This is a genomic window from Nocardioides abyssi, assembly GCF_030412915.1.
Classification (GTDB): Bacteria; Actinomycetota; Actinomycetes; order Propionibacteriales; family Nocardioidaceae; genus Nocardioides; species Nocardioides abyssi.
Genome location: NZ_JAUHJR010000005.1, coordinates 42,377 through 55,194, shown reverse-complemented (window position 1 = coordinate 55,194; position 12,818 = coordinate 42,377). Strand labels below are relative to the sequence as shown.

The 12,818-nt window shown below is 73.9% G+C and carries 12 protein-coding genes; 7 read left to right on the top strand and 5 right to left on the bottom strand.

Annotated features, from left to right (window positions below; all coding sequences use genetic code 11):
• The first annotated feature begins 12 nt into the window (after nt 1–12).
• Nucleotides 13–1,176 (top strand): Kelch repeat-containing protein, encoded by a 1,164-nt coding sequence (locus tag QWY29_RS12860; protein ID WP_300961418.1) that lies wholly within the window; start codon nt 13–15, stop codon nt 1,174–1,176.
• Between the two features lie 52 nt (nt 1,177–1,228).
• Here the strand turns inward: QWY29_RS12860 and QWY29_RS12855 are convergent, their stop codons facing one another.
• Nucleotides 1,229–3,049, bottom strand: coding sequence for an N-acetylmuramoyl-L-alanine amidase (locus tag QWY29_RS12855; RefSeq protein WP_300961417.1), 1,821 nt, complete (start codon nt 3,047–3,049; stop codon nt 1,229–1,231).
• Nucleotides 3,050–3,212: 163 nt separating this feature from the next.
• Between QWY29_RS12855 and QWY29_RS12850 the strand changes: the two genes are divergently transcribed.
• From QWY29_RS12850 to QWY29_RS12840, 3 genes are all read left to right on the top strand, one after another.
• Nucleotides 3,213–4,631: a cytochrome ubiquinol oxidase subunit I gene (locus QWY29_RS12850; RefSeq protein WP_300961416.1), complete on the top strand. Its 1,419-nt coding sequence runs from the start codon at nt 3,213–3,215 to the stop codon at nt 4,629–4,631.
• Complete coding sequence (locus tag QWY29_RS12845) at nt 4,631–5,635, top strand: cytochrome d ubiquinol oxidase subunit II (protein WP_300961415.1); 1,005 nt, start codon at nt 4,631–4,633, stop codon at nt 5,633–5,635. Before QWY29_RS12850 ends, QWY29_RS12845 begins: the two co-directional genes overlap by 1 nt.
• Before the next feature lie 81 nt (nt 5,636–5,716).
• Nucleotides 5,717–6,256 carry a hypothetical protein gene (locus QWY29_RS12840; protein ID WP_300961414.1) on the top strand — a complete coding sequence of 180 codons (540 nt, stop codon included), beginning with the start codon at nt 5,717–5,719 and terminating at the stop codon, nt 6,254–6,256.
• A gap of 13 nt (nt 6,257–6,269) precedes the next feature.
• On the opposite strand, the gene QWY29_RS12835 is transcribed toward QWY29_RS12840, so the two are convergent.
• Genes QWY29_RS12835 through QWY29_RS12820 form a run of 4 tightly spaced genes read right to left on the bottom strand, consistent with a single transcriptional unit; the run spans nt 6,270 to nt 9,623 of the window.
• Nucleotides 6,270–6,605, bottom strand: coding sequence for a sec-independent translocase (locus QWY29_RS12835; RefSeq protein ID WP_300961413.1), 336 nt, complete (start codon nt 6,603–6,605; stop codon nt 6,270–6,272).
• Nucleotides 6,606–6,608: 3 nt separating this feature from the next.
• Complete coding sequence (locus QWY29_RS12830) at nt 6,609–7,772, bottom strand: Mrp/NBP35 family ATP-binding protein (protein ID WP_300961412.1); 1,164 nt, start codon at nt 7,770–7,772, stop codon at nt 6,609–6,611.
• A gap of 11 nt (nt 7,773–7,783) precedes the next feature.
• Nucleotides 7,784–8,383: a DUF1003 domain-containing protein gene (locus QWY29_RS12825; RefSeq protein ID WP_300961411.1), complete on the bottom strand. Its 600-nt coding sequence runs from the start codon at nt 8,381–8,383 to the stop codon at nt 7,784–7,786.
• Nucleotides 8,376–9,623: a magnesium transporter MgtE N-terminal domain-containing protein gene (locus QWY29_RS12820; protein WP_300961410.1), complete on the bottom strand. Its 1,248-nt coding sequence runs from the start codon at nt 9,621–9,623 to the stop codon at nt 8,376–8,378. Before QWY29_RS12820 ends, QWY29_RS12825 begins: the two co-directional genes overlap by 8 nt.
• A gap of 58 nt (nt 9,624–9,681) precedes the next feature.
• On the opposite strand from QWY29_RS12820, the gene QWY29_RS12815 reads away from it, so the two are divergent.
• The 3 genes from QWY29_RS12815 (at nt 9,682) to QWY29_RS12805 (ending at nt 12,723) form a co-directional block, all read left to right on the top strand.
• A complete protein-coding gene (locus tag QWY29_RS12815; protein ID WP_300961409.1) occupies nt 9,682–10,800 on the top strand; it encodes a hypothetical protein in 1,119 nt (372 codons plus the stop codon).
• Complete coding sequence (locus QWY29_RS12810; RefSeq protein WP_300961408.1) at nt 10,797–11,231, top strand: hypothetical protein; 435 nt, start codon at nt 10,797–10,799, stop codon at nt 11,229–11,231. Before QWY29_RS12815 ends, QWY29_RS12810 begins: the two co-directional genes overlap by 4 nt.
• Nucleotides 11,232–11,319: 88 nt before the next feature.
• Nucleotides 11,320–12,723: a phospholipase D-like domain-containing protein gene (locus QWY29_RS12805; protein WP_300961407.1), complete on the top strand. Its 1,404-nt coding sequence runs from the start codon at nt 11,320–11,322 to the stop codon at nt 12,721–12,723.
• Nucleotides 12,724–12,818 lie beyond the last annotated feature (95 nt).

Below are 12,818 nucleotides of genomic sequence, written 5' to 3'. Positions count from 1 at the left end.
CGTCGTACCACCGTGCGCGCCGCTCTCCTCGCCCTCGTCCTGCTCGCGTCCGTCCTGTCGGGGTGCGGCGAGCAGGGAGGCGAGAGGTCGGCGCCGTCCGGCGCCGGGGCCGGGGCGTGGGAACGGGTGGGACCGGCGCCGCTGTCGCCGCGCGAGGGCACGGTCGTGGCGCACGTCGGCGACGAGGTGGTCCTGGTCGGCGGTCACGCGGGGCCGCCCTGCCCGCCGACGGCCGCCTGCTCCTACGCGCAGGACCCCGAGCGGGACGGCGCGGCGTACGACCTCGCCTCGGGCACCTGGCGCCGCATCCCGGACGCACCGCGCCCGGTTCCGCCGTCGTCCTCGCGGGCCGTGGTGGGTGAGGACCTGTACGTCCTGGTCGACGGCGAGCTGCTCGTCTGGCACTCTGCCGACGACACCTGGGACGAGATGTCCGTGCCCGGGCGGAACGAGTGGGCCGCCCTCGTGGCGGACGCGGCCCGGCTGCTCGTCGTGTCCGGCAGCGACGAGGTGGGCCGGGTGCCCGACCGCGTCCTGGACACCCGGACCGGGACGTGGTCCGAGCTGCCGGCGGACCCGATCGCGCCCGCCTTCGACCGCACGATCGTGCCGACCGACGCGGGCCTGGTGCTCACCGCCAAGCCGATCGGGGCGGACGGGCAGCCGGCGGACCCGGCGCTCGTCCAGGCCGCCCTCCTCGAGCCCGGCGCCGCGACCTGGCGGACGCTGCCGGGCTCCGACCAGCTCGGCGGCTGGCACTGGTCCTGGTCGGGGACCCGCCTGGTGGACGCGACGCTGGGCGGCGCTGACGGCGGCGAGGTGAACGGCTACGGCCGGACCATCCCGTACGGCGGTCGCCTCGACCCCGCCGCGGGCCGCTGGTCACGGCTGCCCGACGCGCCGCGCGAGGACTGGACCGACAAGTCGGCGTGGCCGGTCAGCGCGGTCGGCGGCCGGCTGGTCGCCTCCGGTGGCTGGGTGTACGACGACGCGCGGGAGAGCTGGACCCGCCTCGCCCGGCCGGCCGGCGCGCCCGCCGCACCCGGGTCGGCCGTCTGGGCCGGCGACGTCCTGCTCGTCCACGGCGGCGCCGACTGGGCCGACGACCTCTCGCCGGGTCGGCGGTCGGCGGCGGACGTGTGGTCGACCGACGTCTGGGTGTACCGGCACGGCTGAGTGACTCGCGACGCGCCGCGGGTCGGGGTCCGCCGCGCGAGGTCAGCGGGTGTCAGTCGACGGGTTTGACCCGCACGGTGTCGGTGGCGACGGCCTTCGCGGCGCGGGCGGTGGGCTGGAAGACCGCCCGGACGCGGTGGGTGCCGGGCTCGAGCCCGCGCACGAGCCGCTCGGCGCGGCCGTCACGGAGCTTCATCGTGACGCTCTTGCCGGCCAGCTTGACGACGACCTCGCCGTCGGGGTGTCCTGCGGCGAGCCCGGGCGCGGACGCGACGACGGTGACCAGAGCGCGGCCCTTGCGGCCCGAGGCGCGCACGGTCAGGTCGACGCCGGCCCGGCCGGTCATCGGCCACGAGACGGTCTGCGTGGCGGTCTCGGCGCCGGGCGCGGCGACCTCGACGCGCACGGAGATGCGCGAGCCGATGTCGCCGCGGCGGATCGTGTAGTCCGAGCCGCGGGCCTTGCCGATCGGCTTGCCGTCGCGCAGCCAGGTGTAGGTCGGGGTCGCCTCGGCCGGCGTCCAGGTGCCGGGCCGCACGGTGACCTTCTTGCCGAAGACGACCCGGCCGGCGGCGGCGAAGGGCGCGGTGATCGACACCGCTACCTCGCGGTCACGGTCGTGGAAGTTGTCGATGCGCTTCTTGGTCCTCTGGCGGATCTGCGGCAGCGCGGCGTACAGGTTCGACCCGGGGCAGGAGGTGTCGTTGGTGTCGCGGTGCCCGTCGATGACCGGCAGCGAGACGCTCTTGCCCGAGCGGAACTTGTCGCTGCCCTGGCTGACGGCGGTCGTCCTCCCCATCGGGTCGCGGCCGAACTTGTCGAGCTTCCACGCGGCCACCCGGGCGATCGCCGCGATGACCTCGGCCGGGGGCTTGACCTGGTCGAAGTTGCCGATGACCGAGACGCCCGCGGACTGGTGGTTGAAGCCGAGGGTGTGGGCGCCCTTGACGTTCTTGGCGGCGCCGCCGGCGCGACCCGTCCAGATCCGGCCGAAGCGGTCGACGAGGAAGTTGTAGCCGATGTCGGACCAGCCCAGCGACTGCGTGTGGTAGGCGTACATCCCACGCATCAGCGCCGGCACCTCCTCGCGCGAGTAGGTGTTGCTGTTGACCGTGTGGTGCACGTGCACCTGCTGGATGGTCTCGATGTACGACGGCGGCTTCTGCCGCAGGTTCTCGTTGGCGCCCCAGTCCTTGCGGTTGCGGATGGTCGGCCGCGGCACGCTGGTCGCGGCGGCGGCCGTCTCCTTCGCCGATGCCCCGGCCGATGTCCTGCCCAGCGGGGCGACCCGCCGCTCGACCGGCGCGGACGGGTCGACGTCGGGGTCGTCGTGCAGCGTGTCCTGGTCCGAGGGCAGGGGAGTGGGGTGGAGCAGCACGAGCGAGAGGTCGGCCGGGCGCTCACCGACGACCCGGACGCGCACGCCGTCGGTCGGACCCACCCACATCAGGTCGGTGCCGGTGGTGGTGCCGGGGGCGTTGCTGGCCGGGTCGGGCGCCTCGTGGGCGGCGGGCGCCCGCTGCCAGGGCTCCCAGGCCGAGCCGCGGCGCACGCTGACCTCGAGCACGGGCTCGACGTCGCCGCGGGTCCAGGTGAAGCCGACCATGGAGTACGTCGTGGTCGCGAGCTTGCCGGTGCCGCGGCGGGCCGCAGGCCCACCGGTGGCGGGCGAGCCCTCCACGAGGACCTGGTCGTCCAGCGGCAGCGTCAGCGACTCCACCCCCATGTCGCCGGCGCTGAGCTGCAGCCGGCCGCCGGCGGGACCGTCGTCCCCGCCGATGAGTCCGGTGCGGGCGGCCGTGCCGATGCCGGCGACGGCTGCGGTTCCCCCGGCCAGGGCCAGGAGGAGCGGGCGGCGTCGGGTCGTCGTCACCGAGACATCATCCGTCACACCACCCCCAGAAATCACGTCCCCGGGTCCCTCGGCCTGTCGCCCGATGGTCCTAGGACCACCCCGGCCGACGTACCACGAGGCACTTCGTGAAAACTTTCACAAACCCTCGGTTTCCGGTCTGGCCCGGCCTACCGTCGGAGGCATGGTGCCCATGGACGTGCTCCTGTCCGCCGCTGCCGAGGCCGATCCCGCCGGCCTCCTGCCGGCCCGTCAGCAGATGGCTCTCTCGCTCGGCTGGCACATCGTGCTCGCCTGCTTCGGCGTCGCCTTCCCGGCGATCATCTTCACGATGCACCTCATCGGCCTGCGCCGAGGGAACGAGCATGCGCTCACCCTCGCGCAGCGCTGGGCCAAGGTCTCGGCGGTGCTCTTCGCGATCGGCGCGGTCTCCGGCACGGTGCTCAGCTTCGAGATGGGGCTGCTGTGGCCCGGCCTGATGGGCACGTTCGGCGACGTGCTCGGCCTGCCGTTCGCCTTCGAGGGGCTGGCGTTCTTCCTGGAGGCGATCTTCCTCGGCATCTACCTCTACGGCTGGGGGCGGATGCCGGCCAAGCAGCACCTGCTGATGGTCGTCCCGATGGCGATCACCGGCGTCGTCGGCACCTACTGCGTCATCGCGGTCAACGCCTGGATGAACGTCCCCACCGGCTTCCGCATCGTCGACGGCGAGGTCGTCGACATCGAGCCGTGGGCGGTGCTGTTCAACCCCGCGGGCTTCTGGCAGTTCCTGCACATGTGGCTGGCGGCGTACATGGTCGCCGGCTTCGCCATCGCCGCGGTGTACGCCGTCGGCATGCTGCGCGGCCGTCGCGACGAGCGGCACCGGCTCGGCTTCACCGTGGCGATGGCCTTCGCGAGCGTCTCGGCCGTCGTGCAGCCGTTCGTGGGCCACCTGCTCGGCGGGCGGCTCGCGGAGTGGCAGCCGGCCAAGCTGGCGGCGTTCGAGCTGGCCACCGAGACCGAGAGCCCCTCGCCGCTGCGCCTCGGTGGCGTGCTCATCGACGGGGAGGTGAGGTACGCGCTCGACATCCCCTACCTCGGCTCGCTGATCGCGCGGAACTCCTTCACCGAGCCGGTCGTCGGCCTCGACGAGTTCCCCGTCGACACCCACCCGCCAGTCAACATCACCCACCTGTCGTTCCAAGTGATGGTCGGCATCGGCACGCTGCTGGCGCTCGTCGCCGTCGTCTACTGGGTGATGCGCTGGCGTGGTCGTGAGCTGACCGACCACCGGTGGTTCCTGCGGTTCATGGCCACCGGCGGCGTCCTGTCGGTCGTCGCGATGGAGGCGGGCTGGATCGCCACCGAGGTCGGCCGCCAGCCGTGGATCGTCCAGGACGTCATGCGCACGCCCGAGGCGGCCGGGGACAACCCGGGGCTGTGGTGGCTGCTCGGCGCGACCACCGTCGTCTACACGGCGATGACCATCGGCGCGATCGTGGTGCTGCGCTCGATGGCGCGGCGCTGGCGGGCCGGGGAGGCCGACCTGCCGAGCCCGTACGCCCCCGACCCCGCCGGCTCCGAGGACGCCGGCACCACGTCGATGGGGACGGTGCGCTGATGCTCGAGACGACCGTGGCCGCCGCGCTGTTCGTCGGCGTGCTGGCGTACGCGCTCTTCGGCGGCGCCGACTTCGGCTCCGGCTTCTACGACCTCACCGCAGGCGGCAGCCGCCGGGGCGCCGAGCTGCGCACGCTGGTCGACCACAGCATCGGGCCGGTGTGGGAGGCCAACCACGTGTGGCTGGTCTACGTGCTGGTGACGTGGTGGACGGCGTTCCCGGAGTCCTTCGCCGCGGCGATGTCGACGCTGATCCTGCCGATGCTGCTCGCCCTGCTCGGCATCGTGCTGCGCGGGGCCAGCTTCGCCTTCCGCAAGTACGCCGCGTCGCTGGCGCAGGCGCGCCTGTTCGGCGTGGTCTTCGCGACCTCGTCGGTGGTGACGCCGTTCTTCTTCGGGACCGTGGCCGGCGGCATCGCCTCCGGGCGCGTGCCCGCGGAGGGCCGCGGCGACCTGTGGACCTCGTGGCTGAACCCGACCTCGCTCTTCGGCGGGGTGATCGCGGTCGGGACGTGCGCCTTCCTCGCCGGCTGCTTCCTCGCCGCGGACGCCTCCCGCGGCGGGCAGGAGCGGCTGGCCGGTCAGCTGCGGCGACGCACCCTGGGGGTCGGCCTGGTCACCGGAGCCGTCGTGCTCGCGGCGCTGGTGCCGCTCGAGCTGGACGCGCCGACGCTGGCCGACGGCCTCGAGACGCAGGCCGCGCCGCTGGTGGCCGCCTCCGCGCTGGCCGGGGTGGCCACGCTCGTGCTCCTGTGGCGCCGGCGCTACGCGGTGGCCCGCCTGACGGCCGTGGTCGCGGTCGCGGCGGTCGTCTCGGGCTGGGGCGTCGGGCAGTACCCCTGGCTCCTCGTCGACGAGGTGACGATCGCCGACGCGGCCGGCGCGCGGGCCACCCTGCAGGCGCTGCTCGTCGCGGTCGGGATCGCGGCCGCGGTCGTGCTGCCGGCGCTGGTCTACCTCTACCGCCTCACCCAGACCGAGGCGTGGTCCCGCCCCGACCACTGAGCCCGAGCCCAGCTACTGAGGCCCCTGGGCCGGCCGCTGGACCCGCCGGCCACCGCTCCGGGGGCGCTAGGGTCCGCGGGCATGGGCTGGGAGCGCGAGCTGTTCGGGGTCCTCGACGACCTCGAGCAGCAGGCGGAGGCGGCGTACGACCTCGAGCGCGCCGCGGAGCTCGCCGACCGCAGCCGCGCGGAGTACCAGCAGGTCACCCTCGCCTCCCGGCTCGTCGCCTCCGTGGGTGCCGACGTCGGCCTGGACGTGCGCGGGGCCGGGCTGCTCGCCGGGACCCTGGAGCGCGTCGCCACCGGCTGGTGCCACCTGCGCGGGCCGGGTCAGGAGTGGGTCGTGCACCTGCCCGCGGTGGCGGCCGTCCACGGCGCCTCGGCGCGGTCGGTGCCCGAGGTCGCCTGGCCGGCCACGTCGCGGCTGACCGTCGGTTCCGCGCTGCGTCGCCTCGCGGACGCCGGCGAGCGGTGCGTCGTCCGCACCGTCGACGGCGGCGCCCACGACGGCACCCTCGCCCGCGTCGGCGCGGACTTCGTCGAGGTGCGCACCGGCTCCACCGGCCGTCTCGCGCTGGTGGGCTTCCCGGCCCTCGCGGCGGTCCAGTCCCGCGACTCCTGAGCGGGGCGGAGGGTCAGGTCGCGTCGACGTCGTACGGCGGGACCTCGCCGTCGGCGAGCGGGCGCAGGCCCCGGCGCTTGGGGCGGGCGGCCTCCTCCTCGGCCTCGGCCATCGCCTCCATCACGTGCTTGCGCACGATCGCGCGGGGGTCGAGGTCGCGCAGCTCGAGGTCGGCGAACTCGGGGCCGAGCTCGCTGCGCAGCTCGTCGCGCGCGGAGTTGGCGAACTGCCGGGCCTTGCGGAGGAACTGGCCGGCCTGCTTGGCGAGGTCGGGCAGCTTGTCGGGGCCGAAGACGAGCACCGCGACGAACGCGATGACCGCGAACTCCGGCAGCCCGACTCCGAACACGGGTCAGAACCTAGCGGCAGGCGTGAGCCCCAGCTGCATGCCGGCCAGACCGCGACCGCGGCCCGACAGGGTGGAGGCCACGCCGTGCAGCACCTTCGCGGCCGGAGCGGTGGGGTCGGCCTCGACGATCGGCTTGCCCGCGTCCCCGCCCTCGCGCAGCGAGATGTCGAGGGGGATCCGGCCGAGGACGGGCACGTCGTACCCGAACCGCGACGACAGCGTCTGCGCGACGCGGTCGCCACCGCCGGCGCCGAAGACCTCGAGGCGGTGGTCCTTGCCCTCAGGCGTGCAGTGCGGGCAGGGCAGGTAGCTCATGTTCTCGACGACGCCGACGACGCGCTGGTGCATCATCGAGGCCATCGTGCCGGCGCGCTCGGCGACCTCGGCGGCGGCCTCCTGCGGGGTGGTGACGACGACGACCTCGGCGCCGGGCAGGTGCTGGCCCAGCGAGATCGCGACGTCGCCGGTGCCCGGCGGCAGGTCGAGGAGGAGCACGTCCAGGTCGCCCCAGTAGACGTCGGAGAGCATCTGCACGAGCGCCCGGTCGAGCATCGGGCCGCGCCAGGCGACGACCTGGTCGCGGCGGGGCTTGAGCATGCCGATCGAGATGACCGAGACGCCGCTGGCGGTGGGCACCGGCATGATCAGGTCGTCGACCTGGGTGGGGCGCGCGTCGGCGACGCCGAGCATGGCGGGGACCGAGTGGCCGTAGATGTCGGCGTCGACGATGCCGACCTTCAGCCCCTGGCCGGCCATGGCCAGCGCGAGGTTGACGGTGACCGAGGACTTGCCGACGCCGCCCTTGCCGGAGGCGATCGCGAAGACCTTGGTGAGGTTGCCGGGCTGCGCGAAGGGGATCTCGCGCTGGGCCTGGCCGCCGCTGAGGACGTCCTTGAGGCCGGCGCGCTGCTCGGCGGTCATCACGCCGAGGGAGAGGTCGACGCCGGTGATCCCGGGGACCTGGCCGACCGCGGCGGTGACGTCGCGGTTGATGGTGTCCTTGAGCGGACACCCCGCCACCGTCAGCAGCACGTGGACCTTGGCCACGCCGGCGCCGTCGACCTCGACGGAGTCGACCATGCCCAGGTCGGTGATCGGCCGCTTGATCTCGGGGTCGTTGACCGTCGCGAGAGCTGCGTTGACCTTGTCGACAAGCCCGGTGCTCATGATCCCCGAGTCTAGGTCGCGGGTGAGTCCGACCCCTCATCCGCAGTCGGGGTGGGACGAGGCTCACGCGCCTGCGTCCGGTCGGCGTGCTCGTCGGCCCGGTCGAGCGCCCCCGCCTCGGCCCGCTCGTCGAGCTCCTGGAGCAGGGCGCGCAGCTCCGAGCGCAGGAAGTCGCGGGTGGCCATCTCGCCGACCGACATGCGCAGCGAGGCGACCTCGCGGGCGAGGAACTCCATGTCGGCGTGGGCCCGCGCGTTGGCCTGGCGGTCCTGCTCGGCGATCACCTTGTCGCGCTGCTCCTGGCGGTTCTGCGCCAGCAGGATCAGCGGCGCGGCGTACGACGCCTGGAGGCTGAGCATGAGCGTCAGGAAGATGAACGGGTAGTCGTCGAAGCGACTCTCGCCGGGCACGGAGGCGTTCCAGAGCACCCACAGCACGACGAAGCCGGTCATGTAGAGCAGGAACCGCGCGGTGCCCATGAACCGCGCGAACTGCTCGGCGAAGATTCCGAAGGTGTCGGCGTCGTACGACGGCCGGCGGCTGAAGATCGAGCGGCGGCGCGCCTCGCGGGGGGTGTCGAGGCGGGCGCGGGCCGAGCGGGGCTCAGCCACGGCGCACCGTCCGGTCGCGCCAGCCCTCGGGGAGCATGTGGTCGAGCAGGTCGTCGACGGTCACGGCGCCGAGCAGGTGGCCGTTCTCGTCGACGACGGGCGCAGCGACGAGGTTGTACGTCGCCAGGTGGGCCGCGACCTGGTCGATCGTGGCCTCGGGCTTGAGGTTCTCCATCGAGTCGTCCAGCGCGCCGGCGACGAGGGTCGAGGGGGGCTCGCGCAGCAGCCGCTGGATGTGGGCGACGCCGAGCAGCCGCCCGGTCGGGGTCTCCAGCGGCGGGCGGCACACGTAGACGAGCGCGGCCAGCGACGGGGTCAGCTCGGGGTTGCGCACGTGGGCGAGCGCGTCGGCGATGGTCGCGTCCGGGCCGAGGATCACCGGCTCGGGCGTCATCATCGCGCCGGCGGTGTTCTCGACGTACGACATCAGCCGCCGCACGTCCTCGGCCTCCGCCGGCTCCATCAGGTCGAGCAGGATCTCGGCGGTCTCGGGGGAGAGGTCGGCGATCAGGTCGGCGGCGTCGTCGGCCGACATCTCCTCGAGCACGTCGGCGGCGCGCTCGGAGTCGAGGTGGCTGAGGATCTCGACCTGGTCCTCCTCGGGCAGCTCCTCGAGGACGTCGGCGAGGCGCTCGTCGTCGAGCGCGGCCACCACGGCCGTGCGGCGCTCGCGGGGCAGGTCGTGGATCATGCTCGCCGCGTCGGCGGGTCGCATCTCGTTCAGCGCGTGGACCAGGTGGGTGGCGCCCTGGGTCTCCTCGCGGCGGGTCAGCCCGTCCACGTCGCGCCACTCCACGACGTGGGTCTGGCCGCGGCGGCGCAGCCCCTTGGCGGGCTCCTGCACCGCGACCCGGCTCAGCACCCAGTCGCGGTTGCGGGCCTGCTCCATCGCGACGTCGTAGACCGTGCCCCGCACCTCGCTGGAGGGGATGGACACCTCGCGGTCGAGCATCTCGCCGATGACGAGGGTCTCGGTGGAGCGCTGCTCGAAGCGGCGCATGTTCAGCAGGCCGGTCGTGTAGACCGACCCGGCGTCGATGTGGGTCACCCGCGTCATCGGCACGAAGATCCGCCGCCGGCCGAAGACCTCGGCGACCATGCCGAGCACGCGCGGCTGGCTGACCTCCGAGCGCACGGCCGCGACGAGGTCGCGCACCTTGGCCACCTGGTCGCCCTGCGGGTCGAAGATCGGCAGTCCGACCAGTCGGGCCGCGTAGACGCGCGCAGGGGTGGTGCTCACGAGGGTCGAGGCTAGCGGCCCGGGACGCGCGGGACGCCCCGGTGCGAGGATGACGCGCGTGCGGGTCGTCCTCCACGTCGGTCTGCCCAAGACGGGCACGACGTACCTCCAGTCGCTGCTGGCGACCCACCGCGACGCGCTGCGGGCCGGCGGCGTGCTCCACCCGTTCCTGCGGCCGGGCGCGATGTTCCACGCAGCGGTCGAGCTGCGGGGGTCGGCGGCGAAGTTCGGCCTGGCCGAGGCCGAGGTCGCCGGCACCTGGGCGGCCCTGTGCGCGCGGGCCCGGGAGCACGACGGACCGGTGCTGCTCGGCCACGAGGTCCTCGCCGGCGCCACGCCCGACCAGGTCGCGGCGGCGCTCGCCCCGCTGGAGGGCGTCGAGGTCGACGTCGTGGTCACCGCCCGCGACCTCGGCCGGCAGGCGACCGCGCACTGGCAGGAGGAGGTCAAGCTCGGCGACACCCGGTCCTTCGCCGACCTCGAGGCCGGCGAGCTGCGCGCCGACACCGGGCGCGATCTCGGGCCCGACGCCGGCGGCAGCCGCCCGCACTTCTGGCACGCGCAGGACTGGTCCTGGGCGCTCGAGCGGTGGTCGACCGCCGTGCCCGCCGACCGGGTGCACCTCGTGGTCTGCCCCGGGCCGGGCCGCGAGCCCGCGGAGCTGTGGCGCCGCTTCGCCGCCGCCGCGCGGATCGACCCCGGCCTCGTCGACGCCGCCGCCGTCCCGCCGGCCAACCCCTCGCTCGGGCGAGCGGAGGTCGCGCTGCTCCGCGCGGTCAACGCCGGGCTCGCCGACCGGCTCGACCGGTCGACGTACCTGCGCGTGGTGAAGAAGGAGTACGCCGAGGGCGAGCTCGCCGCGCGCGGGTCCGGCGGGAGCCCGGGCTCGAGCTCGGGCTCTGGCGCGGGCTCGGGGGACCGGCCGCGGGCGCCACACCGCCTGCACGGGCTGCTCGACGGCGTGACCGACCGGTGGCTCGCCGAGCTCGCTGCGACCGACCACCCGGTGCACGGCGACCTCGCCGAGCTGCGGCCGGTGCTGGGCGGGCCGGACGACCCCGACCCGGACGCGCCGGCGCCGCCGGGGGAGGACCCGGTGCGGATCGCCGACGACCTCGTCGCCCGCGCCCGCGGCCCGCGTCGACGGGGGCTGCTGCGGCGTATGGTGCGGGGATGAGCCGCTCCCGGACAGCCGCCCTGATCGCGCCGCTGGTGCTGTGCGCCGGTCTGCTCGCCGGCTGCGGCGGGGACGACGGCGACCAGGTCGCCACGGACCCCGGCACCACCACCTCGGCGTCGCCCTCGGCCTCCGACTCGGCGTCGGGCTCCGCATCAGGCTCCGCGTCCGGCTCCCCGTCGGCCGGCGGCCAGGGACCGGACTGCGCGACGACCTGGGTGGCCGGCGGGACGCTGCCGCGCGGCTACCAGGAGTGCGACCGCGACGGGGAGCGGGTCAAGGCCGACGGGCGCTACTGCGAGTTCGGCAAGCCGCTGATCACCTACGACGACCGGTTCTGGGCGGTGCCCGGCGGCCGGATCGGCGAGTCGGAGGGGCGGCTCCTCGACGACGCGGCGTACAAGGACGCGCTGCGCAAGTGCAGCGGCTGAGCGCTCGCGGGGTTAGCCTCCTCGGGCGGGACGGTCGGCCACACCACCCGTGACCCGTCCCGGCTCGATCCTCGGAGTGTGAACGCGCGTGCGTCGTCTGTCCGCCGCGACCGTCCTCGCGACCAGCCTGGTGCTGCTCGCGGGGCTGCTCGGTGCCCTGCCCCTGTCCTCCGCCACCGCAGCCGGTGACCCCGCCCGCGACACCGCCGCGGCGGTGGTCCGCACGACGGCGCCCGCCCGGCCCGTCGCTGCCAAGCCCAAGCCCGCGCCGCTGAAGTACACGCCGACCATTGGCGTGCGCGTCAACAACCCGCTCGGCGACCGTGCGGCGCGCCGCCGGATCATCGGGCACCTGATCCGCACGATCCAGAGCGTCCCCGGCCGCGAGAAGATCCGGATCGCCAGCTGGAACATCCGCAGCGACGACCTCATCGACGCGCTGGTCGCCGCCCACCGCCGCGGCGTGTCCGTGCGCGTCGTGATGGACCGGCTCAACGCCAACAAGAGCAACGTCAACGACGGCGTCAACCGGCTGCAGGCGGTGCTCAAGACCAAGGAGTACAACCGCAAGCCGGCGATGAAGAGCGACGTGCGCAAGTGCGTGAGCTCCTGCCGCAACCGCGGCGGCATCGCGCACACGAAGTTCTTCCTCTTCAGCAAGGCCGGCAAGGCGAAGAACGTCGTCATCTACGGCTCCAACAACGCCACCGACCTCGCCGCGCACGGCCAGTGGAACGACGTCTACACGATCACCGGCAAGCCGAACATCTACGCCGAGTTCGAGCACGTCTTCGACCAGATGCGCCGGGACAAGCCGGTCAAGCAGGCCTACGAGTCCTACGAGCACGGCAAGTACACGTCGTACTTCTACCCCTACCGCGGCGACGGCACCGAGGCCGACCCGCTCCTGCGCGACCTCGACGACATCGTCTGCGCGGGCGCGACCGGCGGCACCGGCACCAACGGCAAGACCAAGATCCGCATCGCCCAGACCTCCATGCACGGCGACCGCGGCAAGGCGATCGCCGAGCGGCTGCGCACGATGTGGCAGCGCGGCTGCGACATCAAGATCGTCTACGCCGTCTTCGGCAACAACGTGCTGAAGATCCTGCGCAACACCAGCCGCGGGCCCGTGCCGCACCGCCAGATCGCCCAGGACTTCAACCTCGACGGCGTCTACGACCGCTACCTGCACATGAAGTACATGGCCGTCAGCGGCCGCTACAAGGGCGCCACCGACGTCGAGGTCACCTGGAACGGCTCTGCCAACTGGACCAGCGTCGCGCTGGCCAGCGACGAGATCGTGATGCGGATCTTCGACGCCGGCGTGCGCCGGACGTACGCCGACTGGGTCGACCACCTGTACGCCAACCCGCCGGCGTACAGCCGCAACCCGCGCGTCCAGGAGCAGATGTCGCTGCGTGCCGCCACGGCCCGCCGCGCCCTCGTCGCCCGCGGCGGCAACCCCTACGCCGGCATCCAGGTCAACTGACCTCGGCTCGGGCTGCAGGCGTACCACCAATTGGTGGTACGCATCCCGCACCACTGGCCCCACCAGTCACACCCGCAACAACGCGGCGGTCCACC

Coding starts and splice junctions, on each gene's coding strand:
- QWY29_RS12840 (WP_300961414.1), top strand. CDS start 5,717: ATGGGCTGGGAGCGCGAGCTGTTCGGGGTCCTCGACGACCTCGAGCAG.
- QWY29_RS12830 (WP_300961412.1), bottom strand. CDS start 7,772: ATGAGCACCGGGCTTGTCGACAAGGTCAACGCAGCTCTCGCGACGGTC.
- QWY29_RS12850 (WP_300961416.1), top strand. CDS start 3,213: ATGGTGCCCATGGACGTGCTCCTGTCCGCCGCTGCCGAGGCCGATCCC.
- QWY29_RS12845 (WP_300961415.1), top strand. CDS start 4,631: ATGCTCGAGACGACCGTGGCCGCCGCGCTGTTCGTCGGCGTGCTGGCG.
- QWY29_RS12810 (WP_300961408.1), top strand. CDS start 10,797: ATGAGCCGCTCCCGGACAGCCGCCCTGATCGCGCCGCTGGTGCTGTGC.